Annotated in this window: 22 protein-coding genes; 17 read left to right on the top strand and 5 right to left on the bottom strand. The window is 68.9% G+C overall.

The genetic code is table 11. The features are described 5' to 3' along the window. The first annotated feature begins 6 nt into the window (after positions 1-6). From RY94_RS14065 to RY94_RS14035, 7 genes are all read left to right on the top strand, one after another. On the top strand, positions 7-561 hold the full coding sequence (locus tag RY94_RS14065; RefSeq protein ID WP_043446081.1) for a F0F1 ATP synthase subunit B: 555 nt from the start codon (positions 7-9) through the stop codon (positions 559-561). Next, the gene (locus tag RY94_RS14060; RefSeq protein ID WP_043446079.1) at positions 561-1,373 is read left to right on the top strand and encodes a F0F1 ATP synthase subunit delta; all 813 of its coding nucleotides are present in this window, start codon (positions 561-563) and stop codon (positions 1,371-1,373) included. Before RY94_RS14065 ends, RY94_RS14060 begins: the two co-directional genes overlap by 1 nt. A 99-nt stretch (positions 1,374-1,472) precedes the next feature. Next, positions 1,473-3,107 carry a F0F1 ATP synthase subunit alpha gene (atpA, locus tag RY94_RS14055; protein WP_043446077.1) on the top strand — a complete coding sequence of 545 codons (1,635 nt, stop codon included), beginning with the start codon at positions 1,473-1,475 and terminating at the stop codon, positions 3,105-3,107. A 92-nt stretch (positions 3,108-3,199) separates the two neighbouring features. After that, on the top strand, positions 3,200-4,093 hold the full coding sequence (locus RY94_RS14050; RefSeq protein ID WP_043446075.1) for a F0F1 ATP synthase subunit gamma: 894 nt from the start codon (positions 3,200-3,202) through the stop codon (positions 4,091-4,093). A gap of 85 nt (positions 4,094-4,178) precedes the next feature. Continuing rightward, positions 4,179-5,642 carry a F0F1 ATP synthase subunit beta gene (atpD, locus tag RY94_RS14045; RefSeq protein WP_043446071.1) on the top strand — a complete coding sequence of 488 codons (1,464 nt, stop codon included), beginning with the start codon at positions 4,179-4,181 and terminating at the stop codon, positions 5,640-5,642. Positions 5,643-5,647: 5 nt separating this feature from the next. Next, positions 5,648-5,941: a F0F1 ATP synthase subunit epsilon gene (locus RY94_RS14040; RefSeq protein ID WP_043446068.1), complete on the top strand. Its 294-nt coding sequence runs from the start codon at positions 5,648-5,650 to the stop codon at positions 5,939-5,941. Between the two features lie 10 nt (positions 5,942-5,951). Then, positions 5,952-6,383: a DUF2550 domain-containing protein gene (locus RY94_RS14035; protein ID WP_043446065.1), complete on the top strand. Its 432-nt coding sequence runs from the start codon at positions 5,952-5,954 to the stop codon at positions 6,381-6,383. Between the two features lie 36 nt (positions 6,384-6,419). On the opposite strand, the gene RY94_RS14030 is transcribed toward RY94_RS14035, so the two are convergent. Both RY94_RS14030 and nucS read right to left on the bottom strand, forming a co-directional pair. Continuing rightward, complete coding sequence (locus RY94_RS14030; protein WP_043446062.1) at positions 6,420-7,631, bottom strand: N-acetylglucosamine-6-phosphate deacetylase; 1,212 nt, start codon at positions 7,629-7,631, stop codon at positions 6,420-6,422. Positions 7,632-7,672: 41 nt separating this feature from the next. Continuing rightward, entirely contained in the window at positions 7,673-8,368 is a 696-nt protein-coding gene (gene nucS, locus RY94_RS14025) for an endonuclease NucS (RefSeq protein WP_043446059.1), read from the bottom strand. 96 nt (positions 8,369-8,464) lie between these two features. Between nucS and RY94_RS14020 the strand changes: the two genes are divergently transcribed. Beyond that, the gene (locus RY94_RS14020; RefSeq protein WP_043446056.1) at positions 8,465-8,788 is read left to right on the top strand and encodes a hypothetical protein; all 324 of its coding nucleotides are present in this window, start codon (positions 8,465-8,467) and stop codon (positions 8,786-8,788) included. Positions 8,789-8,852: 64 nt separating this feature from the next. Beyond that, positions 8,853-9,665 carry an alpha/beta hydrolase gene (locus RY94_RS14015; protein WP_043446054.1) on the top strand — a complete coding sequence of 271 codons (813 nt, stop codon included), beginning with the start codon at positions 8,853-8,855 and terminating at the stop codon, positions 9,663-9,665. Between the two features lie 39 nt (positions 9,666-9,704). Here the strand turns inward: RY94_RS14015 and RY94_RS14010 are convergent, their stop codons facing one another. Continuing rightward, on the bottom strand, positions 9,705-11,021 hold the full coding sequence (locus tag RY94_RS14010; RefSeq protein WP_043446051.1) for an AI-2E family transporter: 1,317 nt from the start codon (positions 11,019-11,021) through the stop codon (positions 9,705-9,707). 674 nt (positions 11,022-11,695) lie between these two features. Next, positions 11,696-11,860, bottom strand: a complete 165-nt coding sequence (locus RY94_RS17980; RefSeq protein ID WP_156135181.1) for a hypothetical protein — start codon at positions 11,858-11,860, stop codon at positions 11,696-11,698. Between the two features lie 249 nt (positions 11,861-12,109). Here RY94_RS17980 and RY94_RS14005 point away from each other — a divergent pair, with 249 nt between their 5' ends. The 7 genes from RY94_RS14005 (at position 12,110) to RY94_RS13980 (ending at position 19,497) form a co-directional block, all read left to right on the top strand. Further along, positions 12,110-13,078 (top strand): hypothetical protein, encoded by a 969-nt coding sequence (locus tag RY94_RS14005; RefSeq protein ID WP_043446048.1) that lies wholly within the window; start codon positions 12,110-12,112, stop codon positions 13,076-13,078. Positions 13,079-13,146: 68 nt separating this feature from the next. Further along, positions 13,147-14,103, top strand: coding sequence for a tetratricopeptide repeat protein (locus tag RY94_RS14000; RefSeq protein WP_043446046.1), 957 nt, complete (start codon positions 13,147-13,149; stop codon positions 14,101-14,103). 64 nt (positions 14,104-14,167) lie between these two features. Then, positions 14,168-15,280 (top strand): NADH:flavin oxidoreductase/NADH oxidase, encoded by a 1,113-nt coding sequence (locus RY94_RS13995; RefSeq protein WP_052274373.1) that lies wholly within the window; start codon positions 14,168-14,170, stop codon positions 15,278-15,280. 62 nt (positions 15,281-15,342) lie between these two features. After that, entirely contained in the window at positions 15,343-16,152 is an 810-nt protein-coding gene (locus RY94_RS13990) for an ABC transporter ATP-binding protein (RefSeq protein ID WP_082046364.1), read from the top strand. Then, complete coding sequence (locus tag RY94_RS13985; protein WP_043446043.1) at positions 16,134-17,699, top strand: hypothetical protein; 1,566 nt, start codon at positions 16,134-16,136, stop codon at positions 17,697-17,699. The genes RY94_RS13990 and RY94_RS13985 overlap by 19 nt, the downstream gene beginning before the upstream one ends. Positions 17,700-17,882: 183 nt before the next feature. Next, positions 17,883-18,539 carry a DUF6318 family protein gene (locus RY94_RS17975; protein WP_156135180.1) on the top strand — a complete coding sequence of 219 codons (657 nt, stop codon included), beginning with the start codon at positions 17,883-17,885 and terminating at the stop codon, positions 18,537-18,539. A 292-nt stretch (positions 18,540-18,831) separates the two neighbouring features. Beyond that, entirely contained in the window at positions 18,832-19,497 is a 666-nt protein-coding gene (locus RY94_RS13980) for a PKD domain-containing protein (protein ID WP_052274371.1), read from the top strand. Between the two features lie 27 nt (positions 19,498-19,524). On the opposite strand, the gene RY94_RS13975 is transcribed toward RY94_RS13980, so the two are convergent. Then, on the bottom strand, positions 19,525-20,766 hold the full coding sequence (locus RY94_RS13975) for an HNH endonuclease (RefSeq protein ID WP_197060677.1): 1,242 nt from the start codon (positions 20,764-20,766) through the stop codon (positions 19,525-19,527). Between the two features lie 170 nt (positions 20,767-20,936). Between RY94_RS13975 and RY94_RS13970 the strand changes: the two genes are divergently transcribed. Next, the gene (locus RY94_RS13970; RefSeq protein WP_043446040.1) at positions 20,937-21,236 is read left to right on the top strand and encodes a DUF3039 domain-containing protein; all 300 of its coding nucleotides are present in this window, start codon (positions 20,937-20,939) and stop codon (positions 21,234-21,236) included. Positions 21,237-21,322: the final 86 nt, after the last annotated feature.

Below are 21,322 nucleotides of genomic sequence, written 5' to 3'. Positions count from 1 at the left end.
TGAAAAATGCTTAACGCAGCGATTATGGCGGCGGAGGAGGGCTCCAGCCCGCTCGCACCGAACTGGTGGGAGTTCCTCGTGACACTGGCCGGCTTCGCCGTGCTGATGTTCATCGTCATCAAGTACGTCATGCCGGCATTCGAGAAGACGTTCGAAGAACGAACGGCTGCCATCGAGGGTGGCATCGCCAAGGCGGAAGCCGCCCAGGCGGAAGCCAACGCGGCGCTGGAGCAGTACAAGCAGCAGCTTGTGGATGCCCGCACCGAGGCCAACCGCATCCGCGAGGAAGCGCGCGCCGAAGGGGCCCAGATCCTCGCGGACCTGAAGGAGAAGGCGGCCGCGGAATCGGCACGCATCTCCGAGCAGGCCCACGTGCAGATCGAGGCCGAGCGCCAGGCCGCCGTGGTCTCGCTCCGCGCCGAGGTCGGCACGCTCGCGACAGACCTCGCGAGCCGGATAGTCGGGGAGTCCCTCGCCGACGACGCCCGCTCGTCCCGCGTCATCGACCGGTTCCTCGCCGACCTCGAGACTTCCTCGAACAGTGCAGGTGCGGCGAAGTAATGGCAGGAGTATCGAGCCAGTCCCTGGCAACGGTCCGTGAAGGGCTGGAGTCACGTCTGCAGGGTGCCACCCTGGGCCTTGCGGAGGAGCTGTTCGGCGTGCTGTCGATCCTCGACAGCAATGCCGGCCTGCGCCGTGCACTCACGGACCCGTCCCGCAGCGGCAAGGACAAGGCGGTGCTGGTCGACCAGCTGATCGCCGGCCGTGTCTCCTCCGACGCCGCAGCCGTGGTCAAGGGCCTCGTCAGTGAGCGGTGGGCCAACGCCCGCGACATCGGTGATGCCCTCGAGACCCTCGCGGCGACCGTGGTCATCGCGGTGGCCGAGCAGGGCAGCGGTGTGGAGGGCCTGGACCGGCTCGAGAACGAGCTGTACTCCTTCACCCAGGTGGTCGCTTCCAACCACGCCCTGCAGAGGGCGCTCTCGGACGCGCAGGCCACCCCGGAGTCGAAGGTGGTCCTCGGCCTGAAGCTCGTACCCCAGGCCGGGCCCGCAGGCAGGCTCCTCATCGCCCAGGCCGTGCGTTCACCGCGCGGGCTGAAGCCCGCGATCCTCGTCGAACGGTTCCTCGAACTGGTCGCCGTGCGCCAGCAGCGCTGGATTGCCAACGTCAGCGTCACCCGTCCGCTGACGGCAAGCCAGCTCGAACGGCTGGAGTCCGGCCTGAACGCGATGTACGCCCGCGAGCTCAAGGTCAACGTCAAGGTAGACCCCACACTGATCGGCGGAGTCCGAGTCAGCGTGGGAGACGAGATGGTCGATTCGACCGTCATCACGCGGCTGTCCGAACTGCGCCGCAAGCTGGCGGGATAGGGCGTTCACGCCCTGTCCGATCCGCGCCACACCCACTGAATCACACACCGGTCGCCACGCATCCCATGGTGATCACAACACAGGAGAGCAGGGACTGAGATGGCCGAATTGACCATCAACGCCGAAGACGTCCGTAGTGCGTTGAACGACTTTGCGGCGTCCTACGAGCCCGGAAACGCGGAGCGCGTCGAAGTCGGCCGCGTGACCACCGCAAGTGACGGCATTGCCCGTGTGGAGGGTCTTCCCTCCGTCATGGCCAACGAGCTGCTGCGGTTCGAGGACGGCACGCTCGGACTCGCCCAGAACCTCGACACCCGTGAAATCGGTGTCGTGGTGCTCGGTGACTACAACGGGATCGAAGAAGGCCAGGAAGTACACCGCACGGGCGAGATCCTCTCGGTCCCCGTCGGTGACGCCTTCCTCGGCCGCGTCGTCGACCCCCTGGGCCAGCCGATCGACGACCTCGGCGAGATCGTGGCCGAAGGCCGCCGTGCACTCGAGACCCAGGCTCCCGGCGTCACGCAGCGCAAGTCGGTGCACGAGCCCATGCAGACCGGACTCAAGGCCATCGACGCCATGATCCCGATCGGCCGTGGACAGCGCCAGCTGATCATCGGCGACCGCCAGACCGGCAAGACCGCGATCGCCGTGGACACGATCATCAACCAGAAGGCCAACTGGGCTTCCGGTGACGTGAACAAGCAGGTCCGCTGCATCTACGTGGCCATCGGCCAGAAGGCGTCGACGATCGCCGCCGTCCGCCAGACCCTCGAGGACAAGGGCGCCCTGGAGTACACGACCATCGTCGCGTCTCCCGCCTCCGACCCCGCAGGCTTCAAGTACCTCGCCCCCTACGCCGGTTCCGCCATCGGGCAGCACTGGATGTACGGCGGCAAGCACGTCCTCATCGTGTTCGACGATCTGTCGAAGCAGGCCGAGGCCTACCGTGCGGTATCCCTCCTGCTCCGGCGCCCGCCGGGACGCGAGGCCTACCCGGGCGACGTGTTCTACCTGCACTCCCGTCTGCTGGAGCGTTGCGCCAAGCTCTCCGACGAGCTCGGTGCCGGTTCGATGACGGGTCTCCCGCTCGTCGAGACCAAGGCCAACGACGTCTCGGCGTACATCCCGACGAACGTCATCTCCATCACCGACGGCCAGATCTTCCTGCAGTCGGACCTCTTCAACGCCAACCAGCGCCCCGCTGTGGACGTCGGCGTGTCGGTGTCCCGCGTGGGCGGTGCCGCACAGGTGAAGTCGATGAAGAAGGTCTCGGGCACGTTGAAGCTGGATCTCGCGCAGTACCGCGACATGCAGGCCTTCGCGATGTTCGCCTCGGACCTGGACGCGGCGTCACGCCAGCAGCTGACCCGCGGTGCACGCCTGATGGAACTGCTCAAGCAGGGTCAGTACTCGCCGATGCCGGTGGAGCAGCAGGTCGTGTCCATCTGGGCCGGTACCAACGGCTACCTCGACGACGTCCCGGTGGAAGACATCAACCGCTTCGAGACGGAGTTCCTGGAGCACCTCGGCCACAAGTCGCAGATCCTCACCACGCTCGCCCAGACGGGCAAGCTCGAGGACTCGACCGCCGAGGAGCTGAAGGCACAGGTCGTCGGATTCAAGGAGGGCTTCTTTGGTGCCGGGGCGGACGGCTTCGGCGCAGGTCACGAGGAGTTCCAGGCGATCGACTCGGATTCGGTCGAGCAGGAAAAGATCGTTCGACAGAAGCGCTAGAGGATCTGCAGGACGGGAGGGGCCCAGCCCCTCCCGTCGGCAGGACCCTGGCCTGATCGCTTCCCGTAGCGGGGGCGAAGGAAAGGACAAGAATGGGAGCCCAGATCCGGGTCTACCGCCAGAAGATCGCCTCGACCACGTCGACGCGGAAGATCTTCAAGGCGATGGAGCTGATCGCGACTTCTCGCATCGGCAAGGCGCGCTCGCGTGTCGCGGCGGCACTGCCGTACGCCAACGCGATCACCCGTGCCGTTTCGGCCGTATCGTCGCAGTCGGAGATCGACCACCCGCTGACCACCGAGCACGGTGAGGTCCGTCGTGCCGCCGTCCTGGTGATGACCTCGGATCGTGGTCTCGCAGGGTCGTATTCGGCCAGTGCGCTCAAGCAGGCGGAGGGTCTCTTCGAGACGCTCCGATCGGAGGGCAAGGAGATCCAGGCCTTCCTGGTGGGCCGGAAGTCCCAGGTGTACTTCGATTTCCGCGGTCGTGACTACGAGAAGGTCTGGACGGGTTCCACCGACGCCCCCGAGTTCGACACGGCACGCGAGGTCGGCGAGGCGCTGCTGGCTGCATTCCTGAAGGACTACGAGGACGGCGGAGTGGACGAGATCCACGTCGTCTACACGAAGTTCCGCTCCATGGTCGTGCAGGAGCCGTCGGTCATGCGCCTGCTCCCGCTCGAGGTCGTGGAGGAGGAAGTGACCCAGGAGGGTGACCTCCTGCCGCTGTACGAGTACGAGCCGGAGCCCGAACAGGTCCTGGACGCCCTCCTGCCGCGGTACATCGAATCGCGCATCTTCGCCGCCATGCTGCAGGCAGCGGCCAGCGAGCTCGCCGCCCGCCAGCGGGCGATGAAGTCCGCGGGCGACAACGCGACGGAGCTGATCAAGAAGTACACGCGCCTCCGCAACACCGCCCGTCAGGCCGAGATCACCCAGGAGCTCTCGGAGATCGTGGCCGGCGCGGACGCGCTGAACGCCTCCTGACGCACCTCCCCATCCGGGTCCTCGAGGGCGCCGGGTGCACAGCTAGACTTAGTTCCACGCCATCTACGTAAATGAAGTGAGAGAGATGACTGCCCAGACTGTTGAACACGGTACGGACTCAGTTGCCCCCGGCGCCACCGGCCGTATTGCACGTGTCATCGGCCCGGTTGTCGACGTCGAGTTCCCGGCCGACGCAATCCCCGCAATGTACAACGCCCTCACCACCGAGATCACCCTCGGCGGTGAGACCCGCCTGATCACCTTCGAGGTCTCGCAGCACCTCGGCGACAACCTCGTGCGCGCCATCTCCCTGCAGGCCACCGACGGCCTCGTCCGGGGGACCGTGGTGCAGGACACCGGAGCGGCGATCTCCGTGCCCGTCGGCGACGGCGTCAAGGGACACATCTTCAACGTCCTGGGCAAGCCGCTCGACGTCGACGAGTCGGAACTGCAGATCACCGAGCGCTGGCCCATCCACCGCAAGCCCCCGGCCTTCGCCTCCCTCGAGGGCTCCACGGAGATGCTCGAGACCGGCATCAAGGTCATCGACCTCCTGACGCCGTACATCAAGGGCGGCAAGATCGGCCTGTTCGGTGGCGCCGGTGTCGGCAAGACCGTGCTCATCCAGGAGATGATCACGCGTGTGGCCCGCAACTTCGGTGGCACCTCGGTGTTCGCCGGCGTGGGCGAGCGTACCCGTGAGGGCAACGACCTCTGGGTGGAGATGGAAGAGGCGGGCGTCCTGAAGGACACCGCGCTCGTCTTCGGCCAGATGGACGAGCCGCCCGGAACGCGCCTCCGCGTGGCGCTCTCGGCCCTGACCATGGCGGAGTACTTCCGTGATGTGCAGAACCAGGACGTGCTGCTCTTCATCGACAACATCTTCCGGTTCACGCAGGCGGGTTCCGAGGTGTCGACCCTGCTGGGCCGCATGCCGTCCGCCGTGGGCTACCAGCCGAACCTGGCCGACGAGATGGGCCTCCTGCAGGAGCGCATCACCTCGACCAAGGGCCACTCGATCACCTCGATGCAGGCGATTTACGTCCCCGCCGACGACTACACCGACCCGGCTCCGGCGACCACGTTCGCGCACCTCGATGCGACCACCGAGCTCTCCCGCGAGATCGCGTCCCGTGGCCTGTACCCGGCCGTGGACCCCCTCGCGTCGACCTCGCGCATCCTGGACCCGCAGTACATCGGCCACGACCACTACAACACGGCCGTCCGCGTGAAGCAGATCCTGCAGAAGAACAAGGAACTGCAGGACATCATCGCGATCCTCGGCATCGACGAGCTCAGCGAAGAGGACAAGGTCGTCGTCGCGCGTGCGCGCCGCATCCAGCAGTTCCTCTCGCAGAACACCTACACCGCCAAGCAGTTCACCGGCGTCGAGGGATCGACGGTCTCCATCAAGGACACCATCGAGGGCTTCTCGGCGATCTGCAACGGCGACCTCGACCACATCGCGGAGCAGGCGTTCTTCAACATCGGCGGACTCGACGACGTCGAGCGCCAGTGGGCCAAGATCCAACAGCAGACCGGTAAGTAACGCCCATGGCATCACAGGGCGAACTCGAGGTCGAAGTTGTCGCGGCCGACCACTTCGTGTGGTCGGGCGCGGCACGCAAGGTCAACGCACGCACGTCGAACGGGCAGATCGGGATCCTTCCCGGACACTCACCGATCCTCGCGATCCTCGAGGCCGGCGAGATCTCCGTGGAGCCGGTCAGTGGCGAGCGCCTGGTGGTCGGCGTGGATGGAGGTTTCTTCTCGGTCGACTCCAACCGCGTGGTGATCGTGGCGGACAACGCCAAGGTCGGCGGTTCGGTGACGCCGGAATCCGTGTAGGCCTCCCGGCATGGAGGCATTGGGTGTGACGTTCATCTGCCTTGCGGTCGTCTTCGGCCTGCTCGTGCTCGTGATCGGAGCATTCCTCCTCCGTCGGTACCACCTGAACCGTGCCCTCGGCACGTTCGACGCCTCCATTCGCCTCCCTCCCCAGGGATGGCGGGTGGGGGTTTGTCGTTATACGGACAATCACCTGGAATGGCTCAGCCTGCTCTCGCTCAGCCCTGTCCCGAAGTTCCGGTTCGTGCGGAGCTCCCTCGAGGTCGAGGGCTGGCGTGCACCCACGGAAGCAGAACGGGTGCGGATCCAACCGGGCGCGATCATCGTCCAGCTGGCCCATGAGGGCGAGCCGTTCGACCTCGCGATGCGCTACGACGTGTACGCGGGACTCTCCTCCTGGATCGAGGCCGGCCCGGTCATCGGCATCGGGACGTGGCGCTGACGCCGGTCCCGCGCCCCGATCCGCCGGGCGTCGGCCTCAGTCCTCGAGCGGCCTGACCCACGTCCCGTTGCGCAGCACGCCCTTGAGCTGAAGATCGGGCGTGACCACGACGGCGTCCGCGCGCAGCCCGCCGTGGAGGCTGCCCACCTCGTCGCCGAGCCCCAGCACGATCGCGGGCACGGCGGTCGCCGCACGCACCGCGTCGACGACGTCGACCCCCGCCTCCACCGTGCACCGGACGATGTCCAGGAGACTCCCGGCACCGCCGGCGAGGACCCCCGAGGCCCTGAGCACGGCCGCGCCGTCGACGACGGTGATGGCGGCCTGCCCGAGGCGGAAGTCACCGGATGCACGGCCCGCTGCGGCGGTGGAGTCGCTGACGAGGCAGATGTTCTCGGAGCCCGCGATCGTGAAGGCCATCCTGACCGTCTCCGGGTGGAGGTGGACGTTGTCGGCGATGAGCTCGACGGCGATCTCCCCGGCGCGCGCCCGCTGCAGCAGCAGGGGGACCGGCCCGGGCGAGCGGTGATGGATCCCGGGCATCGCGTTGAACAGGTGCGTCGCCGTCGGGCGCCCGCTGAAGCCCGCGAAGCCGGTCGAGGCGAGCTCCTCGTTGACGAGGTCCAGGGCGGCCGAGGTCTCCTCGGTGGAACTGTCCGTGTGCCCGATCGAGGGGATGACCCCGTGCATCACGAGCTCGAAGACCAGGACGTCGCTGCCGGGCAGTTCCGGCGCGTACGTCATGGAGGCCAGATGCCCCCGCCCGGCGGTGACGAGACGGGAGACGTCCTCCTGCGTGGGCAGGATGAGGAAGGCCGGATCGTGGGCGCCGCTGCGCTCCTTCGCCAGGAACGGACCCTCGGCATGGATGCCGGCGATCAGCCCCGCCTCGGCGGCCACCGCGAGCCGGCCGAAGGCGGCCTCGAGGTCCTCCAGCGGCGCGGCACACGTGCTCGCGAGCACCGTCGTCGAACCGCTGCGATGCAGGTGGGACGCCGCGGCGGCGATGTCGGCGTCCGACCCCGAGGTGAAGTCCCCGCCGCCGGCGCCATGGCAGTGCAGGTCGATGAGCCCCGGGAGGATGAGGTAGCCCTCCGGCAGCCGTTCCGCAGGAGCATCGTCGCCGCGCGCCGTCCCCGCCTCGGTGATGCGCGAGCCCTGCCAGCGCAGCACGCCGTCGTCGATGATCCCCGTCCCGGTCACCATGCGTCCGGACAGGGCGGTGGGCGTTCTGCTGGAGAGAGCCATGGTCCGAGTGTAGGGGGCCGGGGCCTGCCTCCCTAGGAGACCTAGAAGAGGCGGGACGCGCTGTCGTCGACCCCGCGCATGGCGTCGTAGTCCAGCGTCAGGCAGTCGATGCCGCGGTCCGTGGCCAGCACCCGTGCCTGGGGCTTGATCTGCTGGGCGGCGAACACCCCGCGGACGGGGGACATGAGCGGGTCGCGGTTCAGCAGCTCGAGGTAGCGGGTGAGCTGCTCCACGCCGTCGATGTCCCCGCGGCGCTTCAGCTCGATCGCCACCGTGCGGCCCTGGGCATCGCGCGCGAGGATGTCCACGGGACCGATGGCCGTCATGTACTCACGCCGGATCAGCGTGAACCCCGCCCCGAGCAGCTCGATCTGCTCGGCGAGGAGGCGCTGGAGGTCGGCTTCCACACCGTCCTTGACGAGGCCGGGGTCCACGCCGAGGTCGTGGGAGGAATCGTGCAGGTGCTCACGGATGTTGATGACGAGCCGGTCGTCGCTCTTGGCGTGCTGCACGGTCCACACCTCGGTGATGCCCTCGGCGCGGTCGGCGTCGTCGGGCTCGCTCACGCGCAGGCTCGCCGGCGGACTCATCCAGTTCAGGGGCTTGTAGGAGCCGCCGTCCGAGTGCACGAGCACCGAGCCGTCCGACTTCACCATGAGGAGCCGGGTGGCCAGCGGGAGATGGGCGCGAAGGCGGCCGATGTAGTCGACGGAGCAACGGGCAATGACAAGACGCACGGGGACGACTCTACCGGGCGGAGGGCGCAGCGCATGATTCGTGGAGCGGCCCACGGAGGAACCGTCGCGGCCCCGGCCGGATGGCAGACTGGAGCCGTGCCCCGTTCCAACCGACCCAGCCGGCCCGGTGGTGGCGCGCGGAGCAAGTGGACCCCGCCGCCCGAACCGGACCTCGAGCGCGCCCGGGCGGGCATCCCCAGCCGTGAGAGCGCGCCTGACGGCGAGTGGTCGGTGCGCCGCATCACGGAGCGCAATGCGGCCAAGACCTACACCTGCCCGGGCTGCCATTCGTTCATCCTGCCGGGGATCGCGCACCTCGTCGTCTGGCGGGAGGACTCGCTGTTCGGTCCGCAGACCGCGCTGGCCGAGCGCCGCCACTGGCACGTGCGGTGCTGGCAGACGCGCAGCTTCCGCTACTGACCCGGTGCGCCCCCACGGGTCTCGCGCGCCGGGCACCCGTCCGGCCCGACCTAGACTGGGGGGCATGGCGAGCGACACCACCGACCACACCTTCACCACCAGCGACGAGCCGATCGAGATCCGCGCGTCCACCGTCCTCCCCGCCGATCGGCGGGAGATCGAGCTGCGCACCGCGGACGGGCTGACCCTCGTGGGGGAGTTCGCCGCGCCGGCCGGCGGGCGTACCCCGAAGGCGACCCTCGTGACGCTCCACCCGCTGCCCACGCACGGCGGCTTCATGGACTCCCACGTCTACAGGAAGGCGTCCTTCCGCCTGCCCGCCCTCGCCGACATCGCCGTCCTGCGCTTCAACACGCGCGGCACGTGCTCCCCGCGAGGGTGCAGCGACGGCGAGTTCGACGGCGGCGACGGCGAGCGGCTGGACCTCCAGGCGGCGGTCGACTGGGTGGTGGCGCAGGGCCTGCACCACATCTGGCTCGTGGGCTGGTCCTTCGGCACCGAGCTGTGCCTGAAGTACGGCGCACAGGATCCGGTGGCCGAACTCGTCGAGGGGGCCATCCTGCTGTCGCCTCCGCTGCACCGCGCGGACGACGCCGACCTCGACGCGTGGGGTGCGAGCGGCCTGCCCTTGAAGGTGCTGGTGCCGGAGTTCGACGACTACCTGATGCCCGAGGCTGCCACCGAGCGGTTCTCCCGTGTGCCTCAGGCCGACGTCACGGGCATCGACGGGGCCAAGCACCTCTGGGTGGGGGAGAAGTACGCGGCGCGCGCCCTCAACGAGATCGTCGGCGTCGTGCGCCCCGACGTGGACCTCCCGCTGCCCACGCAGTGGACGGGTCCGGCCGCCGTCGCGCCGTCCGCGCTGCCGACGCGCTGAGCGGGCACTCCCCGAGAGCCGGCAGGACGGCGGCCAGGGCTACTGGCGGTCCTGGCGGGCGATGAACACTTCCTTGAGCAGCAGCATCACGGCGGCCGCCGTCGGGATAGCGATCAGCGCGCCGAGGACGCCGAGGAGGCTGCCGCCCGCGATGACCGCGATCACCGCGACCGCGCCGGGCACCGCGACGGCACGCTGCATGATGCGCGGGGAGATGAAGTACGCCTCGAACTGCAGGTAGGCGACGTACGGGATCGCGAACAGCAGGGCCGTCTGCCAGCCCACGGTCAGGGCGATGAGGGAGACGATGACGGCGGCGGTGGCGGCGCCGATCAGCGGGATGAAGGCCAGGAGCACGACGACGAACGTCAGCAGCACGGAGAACGGCACCCCGGCGACCGACATCACGATGAAGGCGAAGGTGCCGTTGAGCAGCGCCACGCAGGCCTGACCGATGACGTAGAGACCCACGCTGCGCGTGATCTCCTCCGAGAGCACCTCGACGCGGGGCCTCCGGGAGCGCGGGGCCAGCCGGTACGCCCACTTCTTCATGCCCGGCAGGGACGCGAGGAAGTAGAGGGCGAGGACCAGGATCACCAGCGCTCCGAAGAGCCCGTTGACGATCACCGTCCCCACCCCCAGGACGCCGCCGAAGATCCCGCCCACGGCCTCGCTGTTGGCGAAGAACTTGTCGATCTCGGAGCTGACGCGTTCGCGGACCTGGAACTGCCGGTCGACGCTGGTGAAGAACTCCGAGTTGAGGAAGCTGTTCGCATAGCCCGGCGCGCGGTCGACGATCTGCGAGGTCTGGCTCACGATCGTCGGGATGAGCAGCGCGAAGAACCCGACCACCACCCCCATGAGGAGCAGCACGGAGACGGCGATGCCTGCGGGCCTCGGGACGTACTTCGTCTCCAGCCAGCGGACGATCGGGTCCAGGCCGAGGGCGATGAAGAGCGCCGCCCCGATCCACACCAGGAGCTGGCCGACATTGGTGATGATGAAGAAGGCGAGCAGGGCGAGCCCGACGCCGATACTCATCATGAACCCGAAGTGGATGGGGTGCGCGCGCATGGTCGGCGCGTTGTTGCCTCCGAACTTCAGGCGTTCGTCGGCCAGCGAGACGTCATGGTCCACCGCGACCTCGGCCGGCTCCACCTCCGGCGGGAACTCGAAACGGGGGCGCGGCTGGGCGGACGGGAGCGACCGCCGCGCGAGGGTGAAGAGGGAGCGCCACGCCGACGACGACCGCTCGGCCGGCGCCTGATCGTCGGAGGGCCGTTCGTCGCTGCCGTTCGCGGCCGGCGCGGGCCGCGGGAGCGGCTGGTCGACCGGGACGTCCTGGGGGTCTGTCAACGAAGGGCTCTGCTTTCACGTGCGCGGTGTCCCGACCGCGGGAGGGAGGACTAGCGAAACCCTAACAGCCGGGTGCCGGACGACCGGTTCTTGACGGATGCCGGTCAGGGTGGGCCCGGCCCGTGTGCGGCGGGATCGGTCGGGACGATTTTCGTTACCATTGAGGAACTATTCCTGGGTGGGCCGGCAGCGGCATGCGTCGCCGCGCCGGACCACCGGAGCGGAATCAGAGCGGACCGGGCCACGCGGTCCGCCGTCACGGACAACGATAGGCAACCAGTGCGCGTGAAGACAGCAGTACCGATCATCGTGGCAGGACTCCTGCTGATGCTCCTCGGCATCGGACAGCGGACCGTCTGGGCTCCCGCCGAGACCGTCACCGCCGGCGTGGCGCAGGATGCCCAGGCCGGACCCGTCACGGTGATCGAGCCCGGTGCCCGGGGAGCCGGCGACGGCCCGGTCGAGGTCACGGTCGAGGCCGACGGTCCCTTCACCCTCGCCGTCGGGCGTGCCTCCGACGTCGAGGCGTGGGTGGGCGACGCAGCCCACCTGAGCGTCACGGGGCTCGGTGAGCAGGCGCTGGACTCCGGATTCTCGGAGGGTGAGGACTCGGTCCCCGATCCGAGCGGCAGCGATCTGTGGATCGCGGAGGAATCCGGCGACGGATCGCTGACCTACCGGTGGACCGAGCCCACCGAGGGCGACTGGTCCATCCTGCTCGCGGCCGACGGCGAAGCGCCCGCCCCCACGCAGGTGTCCGTCACCACCCCCAACGACCAGTCCACACCCTTCGCCCTGCCGCTCATCATCGGCGGCGCGCTCGTCGTCGTGCTCGGCATCGCGCTCCTCCTTCTCCCGCCCCGCCGCCGGAGCTGTCACGTCACTGGCAATAGGCGGCGCTTTTGGCTAGCGAATTGGCCTACAGTCTCGCAATGCTTCGGTTTGATGCCATTCTTAGCACATGACTATCAACAACTGGTGGGATTCGGATNGTCCTGGGCAATGCCCTCCTTGATGGAGGTCTCGAGGCGGTACTCCTCGTCTCGGGCCTGGTCGGGTCAGGGTCGCTCCTGGGCATCGCTCCCTCGATGGCGACGACGACGCCGTCGCCCGCGCCGTCCTCCACGGCAGCCGTCAACGGGGCACCGTCGGCCGGCAGCGAGGCCAGCGGGCCGCCCGTCGTCCTCGACGTCCAGCTCGACCGCATCCTCCGGGCCGTCGCGTCCACGGTGGCCGACGCCGATGCCGCCTCCGACGCGGCCCTCCTCGCCCCCCGGGCCGACGGCGCAGCCCTGGACCTCCGGACCGGTGCCTATGCGGTGCGCGCCAAGGACACGGGCGCCGCGGCCCCCGCGCCCGTCGCCGCGTCGCCGCTCCTGCTCGATATGGTCCCCACGGGCACAGAGTGGCCCCGGACGATCGTCGCCCTGACGCAGGGCGGGGACAACCCTGTTCCGCAGGCGCTCCTGCTGGTCCAGGAGACGCCGCGGGAGAACTACCGGCTGACCTCGGCCGTGCAGATGCTGCCGGGCAGCACGTTCCCCTCGCCGCCGGCTCCGGGCGCCACCGGAACCGTGCCGGTCGACGACCCGGGTACTCTCGCGAGTGCACCGCAGGCCTCCGTGGCATCCATCGCGGACTTCCTCACGAAGCCCTCGGGCCCCGAGGCGGAGACGTTCGAGGAGAACTCCTTCGCCGAGGCGATCACCGGGTTCCAGGACGGGGTGGTCGCGGATCCGGGCAACAAGGCCGCGACGATCACCTTCACGCACGCGGCCCAGGAGGACCAGACGCAGGCCCTCATGACGGGCGACGGCGGGGCGATGGTCTTCGGGTACCTCACGCACACCTACTCGAGCGTCCCGAAGGCCAGCGGCGACACGATCGACCTGAAGGGCACGGTGTACCAGGCGCTGACCGGGAAAGCCGTCAGCGAGAAGGGCATCGACGTCAACTACGGCGAGGCCGTCATGATGTACGTACCGCCCGCGGGCAGCGAGGATAAGATCCGGGTCATCGGTGCCGCCCAGCAGCTGCTGTCGGCCACCCTCCGCTGACCCGCGCCCCACATCTCCCGGCTTCTCCCTCCCGGGTCCACCAGTAGCAGTCACAGAAAGGCAGAGCATTGTCCACACCAGCACAGCGGGGCGGAATGCCGCCGTCGAGCATGAACCTGCGGGGAGCGGTCGACCTCTCCGCCCTCAAGGCACGCGCGGATGCGGCCGCACGGCCGGCCGCGGCCCGGCAGACCGCCGCGGGACCGAGCCCGTACATCGTGGAGGTGACGGAACAGACCTTCCCGCAGCTCGTGCAGCTCTCGTCCCAGGTACCCGTGGTGGTCAACCTCCGCGCCACCTACAGCGACCAGTCCACCCAGGTGACCGCCGTGCTCGAGGCCGCCGCCATCGAGTCCGACGGCCGGATCCTGCTCGCCAACGTCGATCTCCAGGCGCAGCCGCAGATCGCCCAGGCCTTCCAGGCCCAGGGCGCACCGACGGTCGTCGCCGTGGTGAAGGGCCAGCCCGTCCCCCTCTTCGAGGGCCTCCTGCCGGAGCCCCAGATCCGCGCCTACCTCGACGAGCTGATGAAGGTCGCCGAGGCGAACGGGGTGACCGGCACGCTCAACGACGGCTCCCAGCCCGGTCCGGCCGCTGCGGAGGAGCCGCCCCTGCCGCCCCTGCACCAGGAGGCGTTCGACGCGATCGAGCGCGGCGACTACGGCGCCGCTGCGGCAGCCTACCGTCGGGCGCTCGCGGAGCAGCCGGCGGACGCCGACGCGAAAGCCGGACTCGCACAGGTGGAACTTATGGAGCGCATCCAGGACCTCGACGCCGCCGAGGTCCGCCAGCGCGGGGCCGACGAGCCCGACGCCCTGGAGGCCCAGCTCGCCGTTGCCGACCTGGACCTGATGGGCGGGCATGTCGAGGACGCCTTCGGCCGCATCATCGCCTTCATCGGCCGGACCTCCGGCGAGGAGCGCGACGCTGCCCGCAAGCGCCTGCTGGAGCTGTTCGACGTCGTCGGTGTCACGGACCCGCGCGTGACGAAGGCGCGCAGCGCGCTGGCCCGGGCCCTGTTCTAGACGCTCCTGCCGGGGTGCCCTGCCGGGCCCCCGGCCGCTCCGCTCCCCACCCCCGAGGACCACGATGACTCCCGCAGCTTCCCCGGCCGGTGCCCCTGGCCTGTTCGATCCGATGACGCTCCGCTCCCTCGAGCTGCCGCACCGCGGCTGGGTCGCGGCGATGTGCCAGTACTCGTGCGATCCCGTCGGCGCACCCGGTGTCCCGACCGATTGGCACCTGGTGCACCTCGGGCAGTTCGCGCTCGGCGGTGCGGCACTCGTCATCACGGAGGCGGCCGCCGTCAGCCCCGAGGGCATGATCACCCCGCGGGACGCCGGCATCCACACGCAGGAGCAGGCCGATGCGTGGCGGCGGATCAACGACTTCATCCACGAGCACGGCGCCGTCGGCACGAAGACCGCGGTCCAGCTGGCCCATGCGGGTCGGAAGGCGTCCACGTACTGGCCGTTCAGCGGCAAGCGGGACTCGGTGCCGGAGGCCGACGGCGGCTGGCAGACCCTCGGCCCCACGGACGAGGCGTTCGGTGCGTATGCCGCGCCGCGGGCGATGACCGAGGAGGACATCCACCAGATCATCCGCGACTTCGGCGCCGCCGCCGCGCTCGCCGTCGACGCCGGCTTCGACACCATGGAGATCCACGCCGCGCACGGCTACCTGCTGCACCAGTTCCTCTCGCCCCTGGTGAACACGCGGACCGACGGCTGGGGCGGCTCGGAGGAGGCCCGGTTCCGGCTCACGCTCGAGGTGGTCCGCGCGGTCCGACGCGCCATCCCGGAGGGCATGCCCCTCCTGCTGCGCATCTCGGCGTCCGACTGGACCGAGGGCGGGCTCGACGGCGACGCCTCCGCCCGGCTGGCGAAGCGGGCGGCCGAGGAGGGCGTCGATCTCGTCGACGTGTCCTCCGGCGGTGCGGTCCCGTCCGCCTCCATCCCCGTGGGGCCGGGCTACCAGGTGTCGCTCGCCGAGGAGGTGCGCTCCTCCGGCGTCCCGACCGGCGCCGTCGGCCTGATCAGCGATCCACGCCAGGCGGAGGAGATCATCCGGGGCGAGCGGGCCGACGTCGTACTCATCGCGCGGGCCGCCCTGCGCGACCCGCACTGGTGGATGCGCGCCGCCCAGGAGCTCGGACACGAGCTGGTGCCCGCACCCCAGTACGAGCGAGCCGGGTCCTACTGACGACGCCCTTTTCCTCCTTTGGGATGACGATCGGCGCGGCGGCGCGTTGTTAGCGTGGAACCATGAGTTCCCCTGTGCCGTTGCCATCTGCTGAGAACGAACCCCGGGGGAGGGCCGGCAGTGCCGCCCTCAGCATCCGCGGGCTGGCCAAGCGCTTCGGCGAGAAGATCGCCGTCGACGGCGTGAGCCTCGAGGTCCCTCAGGGGTCCTTCTACGGGCTCGTCGGCCCGAACGGCGCCGGCAAGACGACGACCCTCTCGATGGCGACGGGGCTGCTCCGTCCCGACTTCGGGCAGGTGTTCGTCCACGGCGTCGACGTCTGGGGCCAGCCGCTGGAGGCCAAGAAGCTCATGGGCATCCTGCCCGACGGCGTCAGGCTCTTCGACCGGCTGACGGGTGAGCAGTTGGTCACCTACGCGGGCCTGCTGCGGGGCATGGACCGTGAGACCGTCGCCGAACGGACCGGCGATCTGCTCCGTGCGCTCGACCTCGCCGACGACGCCGGCACGCTCGTGGTCGACTACTCGGCGGGCATGACCAAGAAGATCGCCCTCGCCTCCGCCCTCATCCATGCGCCCCGGCTGCTGGTCCTCGACGAGCCGTTCGAGTCGGTCGATCCGGTCTCGGCAGCGAACATCCGCGACATCCTGGCCGGCTACGTGGAGTCCGGCGGCTCGGTCATCGTCTCCAGCCACGTCATGGACCTCGTGCAGCGCATGTGCGACCACGTCGCCGTCATCGCCGCAGGCACCGTCCTCGCCGCAGGGACGGTCGATGAGGTCCGCGGCGACGCGACCCTCGAGGACCGCTTCGTGGAGCTCGTCGGTGGACGCAACACGTCGGAGGGGTTGTCGTGGTTGCGGACCTCCTGAAGCTGAAGCTCCTCCTCCTGCGCAACTCGCTCAAGCGGAGCACCGCGCAGCTGGTCGGCGTGATCCTCGGCGGCCTGTACGGGCTCGGCATCCTGGCGACCGTCGTCGTCGGGCTCGCGTTCCTCGGCGCAGCGGACCCCGAGCTCATCCGGACCGTCCTGGTGCTCGGCGGATCCGCCGTCGTGCTCGGGTGGATCGTGATCCCGATCGCCGCGACCGGCATCGACATGACGCTGGACCCCGCCCGGTTCGTGACGTTCGCCATCCCGCAGCGGCAGCTCCTCACGGGGCTCGTGCTCGGCGGGATCGTGGGCATCCCCGGCGTGGTGACCCTCATCGCCGCCCTGGCGCAGGTGTTCACCTGGATCCGGTACCCGGCCGCGGCAGTGACCGCGCTGGTGTGCGGGCTGGTGGCCGTCCTGCTGTGCGTGGTCGCCTCGCGCCTCGTGACGACGGCGGTGTCCTCCATGACCGGCTCGCGCAGGTTCAAGGACATCAACGGCATCGTCGCCTTCATCCCGCTGATCTTCCTCGGACCGATCATCGGGGGAGTGACGGCAGGCTTCCAGAACTCACCCGGATTCGCCGCCACACTGGCCGACGTCCTCGCCTGGACGCCGCTGGGTGCGCTCTGGGCCGCACCGGCCGACGTCGCCGCCGGCGATGCGGGGGTCGCGGCGCTCCGCTTCCTGATCGGTCTCGCGACGCTGGGCCTGTTCCTCGTGCTGTGGAGCCGCAGCCTCAGCCACGCGCTCGTCACTCCTCCCTACAACGCCGTGACCAAGCGGGCGGGCGGGAACATCGGCTGGCTCGGCCGTTTCCCGGCCACGCCCGCCGGCGCCGTGGCCGCCCGGGCCCTGACGTACTGGCAGCGGGATCCGCGCTACTTCGCCTCCCTCGTGGCCATCCCGTTCATCGCCGTGCTGCTGGTCATCTCGGGCGGCCCCCAGGGCGGTGTCCTTGCGTTCCTCGGCCCCATCACGGCGTTCCTGCTCGCCTGGTCCATCTCCGCCGACATCTCCTACGACAACACCGCCTTCAGCCTGCACCTCTCCACGGGAGTCAGCGGGCGCGACGACCGCCTGGGCCGGGCGCTCGCGCTGCTGGTGTTCGCGCTGCCGGTCACCCTGGTGCTCACGGTGGCGCCGCTGCTGTTCTCGGGGCGGCTGGAGGACCTCCCGGTGATGCTGGGCCTGTCGATCGGTCTGCTGCTGACGGGGACCGGGCTGTCGAGCCTCGTGTCCGCGCGGTACACCTACAACGTGCCGCTCCCGGGCGAGAGTGCCTTCAAGACACCGCCGGGGACGAACTTCCTGATGTTCGCCGTGCAGTTCCTCGGCTGGATCGTCATGCTGTTGCTGGTGCTGCCGGAGATCGTCCTGACGATCGTCTACTTCGTGACCGGTGACGCCCTGTACGGCTGGCTGAGCCTGCTGGTCGGGCTGATCCTCGGCGGGGCCCTCCTGGTGGTCGGCATCAGGGCCGGGGGCCGGTGGTACGACCGCAGGGCGCCCGAACTGCTGCTGGCGGTCTCGGCGAACCGCTGAGAGGTAGGGCTCCGCTCCGCGCACCCTAAGCCCCTCGGATCGCCCTGACAAGAGTGGCGCGGATCGCGTAGCCCCTCTGCACCTTTCGCTTGTGCATAACCTTCAGGCGGCGTAGTGCCGGGGGATATGCTGAGGCCCATTCCGGTGAGACCGGCCGAGTGATGGGGGAGTTGCATGTTTCCTGTGCGTGCAGAGAGCCGTCGACGAGCAGCAACGATTCTTGCCGGCGCGGCAGCGGCCCTGGTGCTCCTGACCGGATGCCAGAACGATGCGGACGCCGCATCCGCCCGGACCTCCGCTCCGCCGTCGTCCTCGGCTGGGCCCACGGCCGCTGAGGCGTCCGCGACACCCTCAGCCACGCCTGAACCATCACCGGCGTCATCGGCCGGTCCGGCCGCCGACATCCCCGTTCCCGTGAAGCCCGCGCTCGCTGACGAGAACACGCCCGAGGGTCTCGAGGCCTTCACGGAGTACTGGCTCGAGTTGTTCTCCTATGGCTACGAGACGAACGACTGGGCCCCGTTCGAGGCAGTGACCGATCCGGGTTGTAGAACCTGCGGCAACCTCAAGGCGGAGGTTCAGAAGCATTACACGGATGGCGGTTGGATCAACGGAGGCAAGATTTCTCTAAATTCGACTAGCACCGAATTTGCGGAAAACACGACTGGATCAATTAATTCCTTTATTGATATTACGCAGGCCGACATTCTCTATTACGACTCGAGCGGTTTTGAAATAAAGCGCACAGATAAAACGGGACCAGTCGTCGGAGTGTCCATTGCCTTCTGGGAAAATAATCAATGGATAATGCTTGACTTCGGCTCGCCGGAGGGCACCTGAGATGAAGGCATTGAAAGCTGCCGCACCTGCTCTCCTGCTCACGCTCCTTTCTGTTTCCCAGCCTGCGTCTGCTGAAGAAAGCGGCCCTTCAGCAGGCATATCGGAATCCGGATGGGTCAATGCCGGAAATACAGTGAGGCAAGTCGTTGGTGGTAGCAAACGACCGACCGAGGTCAAGCAGGTTGACGCTCAGCCGGCCGTCCTTCCCCAAGATGACGGGATCTCCTACACCTACGTCCGCGCCTGCACTGCCGGTGCCGGGAGTGCCCTGGATCCGGCGACATGTCCCCGCATGGACGCCCAGTGCGACACCCAGGACGATGGGATCCTCGTCAACTGGATCGAGATCAACAACAACGTGCAGCCGGCAACGCGGACTCCGACCGGCCGGTCGTCGTGCATGTATCCCGGTGAGCCTCCTGCGCCGCCCGTCGAGGGAGCGGAGGTTGCCGAAGAAGCACCGATCGTGATCACCCTCGAAGAGTTCCAGAAGCAGCCCGTCCTGGCAGCGACCATCGTGTCGCAGCCGTCGAACTTCGGGCTCCGGAACGCACACTCCAACATCTACGCGCAGGCGCGGGAGCAGGAGTTCACCTTCGAGTTCCAGGACGCGGAGATCGTACTGAAAGCCCGTCCGGTGTCCTATCAGTGGAATTACGGCGACGGCACCAGTGCAACGACGACCAGCCCCGGAGGCCCGGTGGCCGGTACCGCCTTCGACACACGGACGCCCACGAGTCACCAGTACGCACGGACCGGCGATTTCGACCTGACGCTGACCACGTTCTTCGCGGGCGACTACTCGGTGGACGGCGGGCCCTTCCAGCCTGTCGCCGGTGAAGCGGCGGTCGTATCGGCGCCCCACCTCATGAGTATCTGGCGTACCGAAGGGCACAACGTGAGCGAGAACTGCATCGAGAATCCACGAGGGATCGGCTGCGAGGCCCCTACCCGGTAACCAGCATGCTGCGTCCGAGGTCCCGCGTCAGAACGGCGGAGGCTCCGGGTCGCAGGCGTAGGTCCGGCCGCCCGGCGACGTGGCGACGAGGGTACCCGGGGTGGGTTGGTCGTACTGCCAGACGCCCTCGCTCTTGAGCATGTGGTGCTTGCGGCAGAGGTGGGCGAGGTTCTCGTGGCTGGTGGGTCCGCCGCGGGACCAGGGTGTGGTGTGGTCCAGTTCGCACCGGGCTGCGGGGATGCTGCACCCCGGGTGTCGGCACGTGCGGTCGCGGACCCGCAACCACTTCTTCAGGTCCGCGGGGACGGTGTAGGTGTTGCGTCCGACGCTGAGCACCGCTCCGGTCTCGGGGTGGGTCAGGAGCCGTGTGAACGAGGGTGCGTGTGCCGCGAGCCGGCGGGCTATGTCGGCCGGGATGGGCCCGTAGCCTTCCAGGTCCGCCGGGGCGTCGTCGACGCCGAGCAGGGTGAGGACCGGGACCGTGACGTTGATGTGCGCCCGGATCCGGTACCCGTCCGCCGAACTCGAATCGGGCTGGTCGGCGTGATCCGGGCGCGCGGAGTCGCTGAGGAGGAGGTCGGCGAAGACGTCGGCCCGCAGCTGGGGGAGCGTCCGGGGTTCGGCGGGCCTCTGGAGGGTGCGCGCCGTGTGGGTGAGCCTGGCATCGATCGCTGCGGCGTCGGTGGCCGGCAGGTGGACGTGGAGCCAGGCCATGGCGTCGTCGGCGGGCTCGAGGTCCACACGACGTCCCTGGAGTGCGGTGCGGGCGCGCTTCTCGAGGGCTTCGGGGTGGAGCTGGGTGCGGAGCCGGCGGGCCCGGTAGCTCAGGCGGGGCACCGTGGTGTCCGCCGCGATGGGCAGCAGTGCCTCTTCGAGACGGGTGGCGGCGTGGTGCGGCAGGCCGAGGTATTCGTGCAGGAGCGTGGTGGCGTGCGGCCAGGAGATCGCGCCGTCGCGAAGGGCGGTGAGCGTCCGGGGGTGGTAGTTGACCAGCAGGGCCGAGTACTGGACCAGGCGGTGCGCGGTGCGTTCGGAGATGCGCAGCAGGCACGCGATCTCCGTGGCGGTGGTGGTGTCGGCGAGGTTGGTGCGGTGGGGCCCGGGCCGACCGGGCCAGAAATGGTCCATCATCCTCGTTTCGAAGACTTTCCTCAATTCCTCGGTGCTCACGGCGAGTTCGGCGTCGATCCGAGCTTTCTCGGCGCTCAGCCCGGTGATCCGAGCGAATATCCGATCCACTTCCATCCCGTATTCCACTGACGTCCTCATGGGCATATTCTCCCGCCCGCCACCGACATTATGGGGGAGTCCAGGACCCCATGATCAGGGTTCCGAACAATGCGATCCCGAGGGCCGGCGGACGTACTCCGGATGCCGATATACGGGGAATGCGAGCGAGCCACCTCGAAGCCGCAGGGGCCGGGCGATAGACTTGCGCCATGACTATGCCTGCTGATCCCTTTGCAAACGATCCACGCGATCCCGGCACCGGCGGCTCGACTGCGACCATCGAGCGTGAGGAAGTCCGCCAGGAGGTGGAGCCCGGCGACGCAGAGCGCTTCGCGCACTATGTCCGCAAGGAGAAGATCATGGAGTCCGCCTTCACCGGCGAGCCCGTGATCGCGCTCTGCGGCAAGGTGTGGACCCCCGGACGCGATCCCGAGAAGTTCCCCGTATGCCCCGAGTGCAAGGAGATCTACAACGGTCTCCGCCCGGGCAAGGACAAGCCGAAGGACTGACAGCGGCCGCGCGGCCGGAGCGCCCACCGCGCCGGCCCCTGGTCGGCGCCGCTGGCGCGTCCCGAAGGAGGCAACCCGCCACCCGC

It is taken from the genome of Arthrobacter sp. L77 (assembly GCF_000816565.1).
In the GTDB taxonomy this organism is placed as follows: Bacteria; Actinomycetota; Actinomycetes; order Actinomycetales; family Micrococcaceae; genus Arthrobacter_D; species Arthrobacter_D antioxidans.
The sequence above is the reverse complement of the archived record's forward strand: the minus strand, read 5'-3'. Positions and strand labels throughout refer to the sequence as shown.

Excerpts from the sequence above, each read along its gene's own strand:
- RY94_RS14065 (WP_043446081.1), top strand. The coding sequence starts at position 7 with ATGCTTAACGCAGCGATTATGGCGGCGGAGGAGGGCTCCAGCCCGCTC.
- RY94_RS14060 (WP_043446079.1), top strand. The coding sequence starts at position 561 with ATGGCAGGAGTATCGAGCCAGTCCCTGGCAACGGTCCGTGAAGGGCTG.
- atpA (WP_043446077.1), top strand. The coding sequence starts at position 1,473 with ATGGCCGAATTGACCATCAACGCCGAAGACGTCCGTAGTGCGTTGAAC.
- RY94_RS14050 (WP_043446075.1), top strand. The coding sequence starts at position 3,200 with ATGGGAGCCCAGATCCGGGTCTACCGCCAGAAGATCGCCTCGACCACG.
- atpD (WP_043446071.1), top strand. The coding sequence starts at position 4,179 with ATGACTGCCCAGACTGTTGAACACGGTACGGACTCAGTTGCCCCCGGC.
- RY94_RS14040 (WP_043446068.1), top strand. The coding sequence starts at position 5,648 with ATGGCATCACAGGGCGAACTCGAGGTCGAAGTTGTCGCGGCCGACCAC.
- RY94_RS14035 (WP_043446065.1), top strand. The coding sequence starts at position 5,952 with ATGGAGGCATTGGGTGTGACGTTCATCTGCCTTGCGGTCGTCTTCGGC.
- RY94_RS14030 (WP_043446062.1), bottom strand. The coding sequence starts at position 7,631 with ATGGCTCTCTCCAGCAGAACGCCCACCGCCCTGTCCGGACGCATGGTG.
- RY94_RS14015 (WP_043446054.1), top strand. The coding sequence starts at position 8,853 with ATGGCGAGCGACACCACCGACCACACCTTCACCACCAGCGACGAGCCG.
- RY94_RS17980 (WP_156135181.1), bottom strand. The coding sequence starts at position 11,860 with ATGCCGAGCACGACGACGAGCGCGCCGCCGATGATGAGCGGCAGGGCG.
- RY94_RS14005 (WP_043446048.1), top strand. The coding sequence starts at position 12,110 with ATGGCGACGACGACGCCGTCGCCCGCGCCGTCCTCCACGGCAGCCGTC.
- RY94_RS13995 (WP_052274373.1), top strand. The coding sequence starts at position 14,168 with ATGACTCCCGCAGCTTCCCCGGCCGGTGCCCCTGGCCTGTTCGATCCG.
- RY94_RS13990 (WP_082046364.1), top strand. The coding sequence starts at position 15,343 with ATGAGTTCCCCTGTGCCGTTGCCATCTGCTGAGAACGAACCCCGGGGG.
- RY94_RS13980 (WP_052274371.1), top strand. The coding sequence starts at position 18,832 with ATGGACGCCCAGTGCGACACCCAGGACGATGGGATCCTCGTCAACTGG.
- RY94_RS13975 (WP_197060677.1), bottom strand. The coding sequence starts at position 20,766 with ATGAGGACGTCAGTGGAATACGGGATGGAAGTGGATCGGATATTCGCT.
- RY94_RS13970 (WP_043446040.1), top strand. The coding sequence starts at position 20,937 with ATGACTATGCCTGCTGATCCCTTTGCAAACGATCCACGCGATCCCGGC.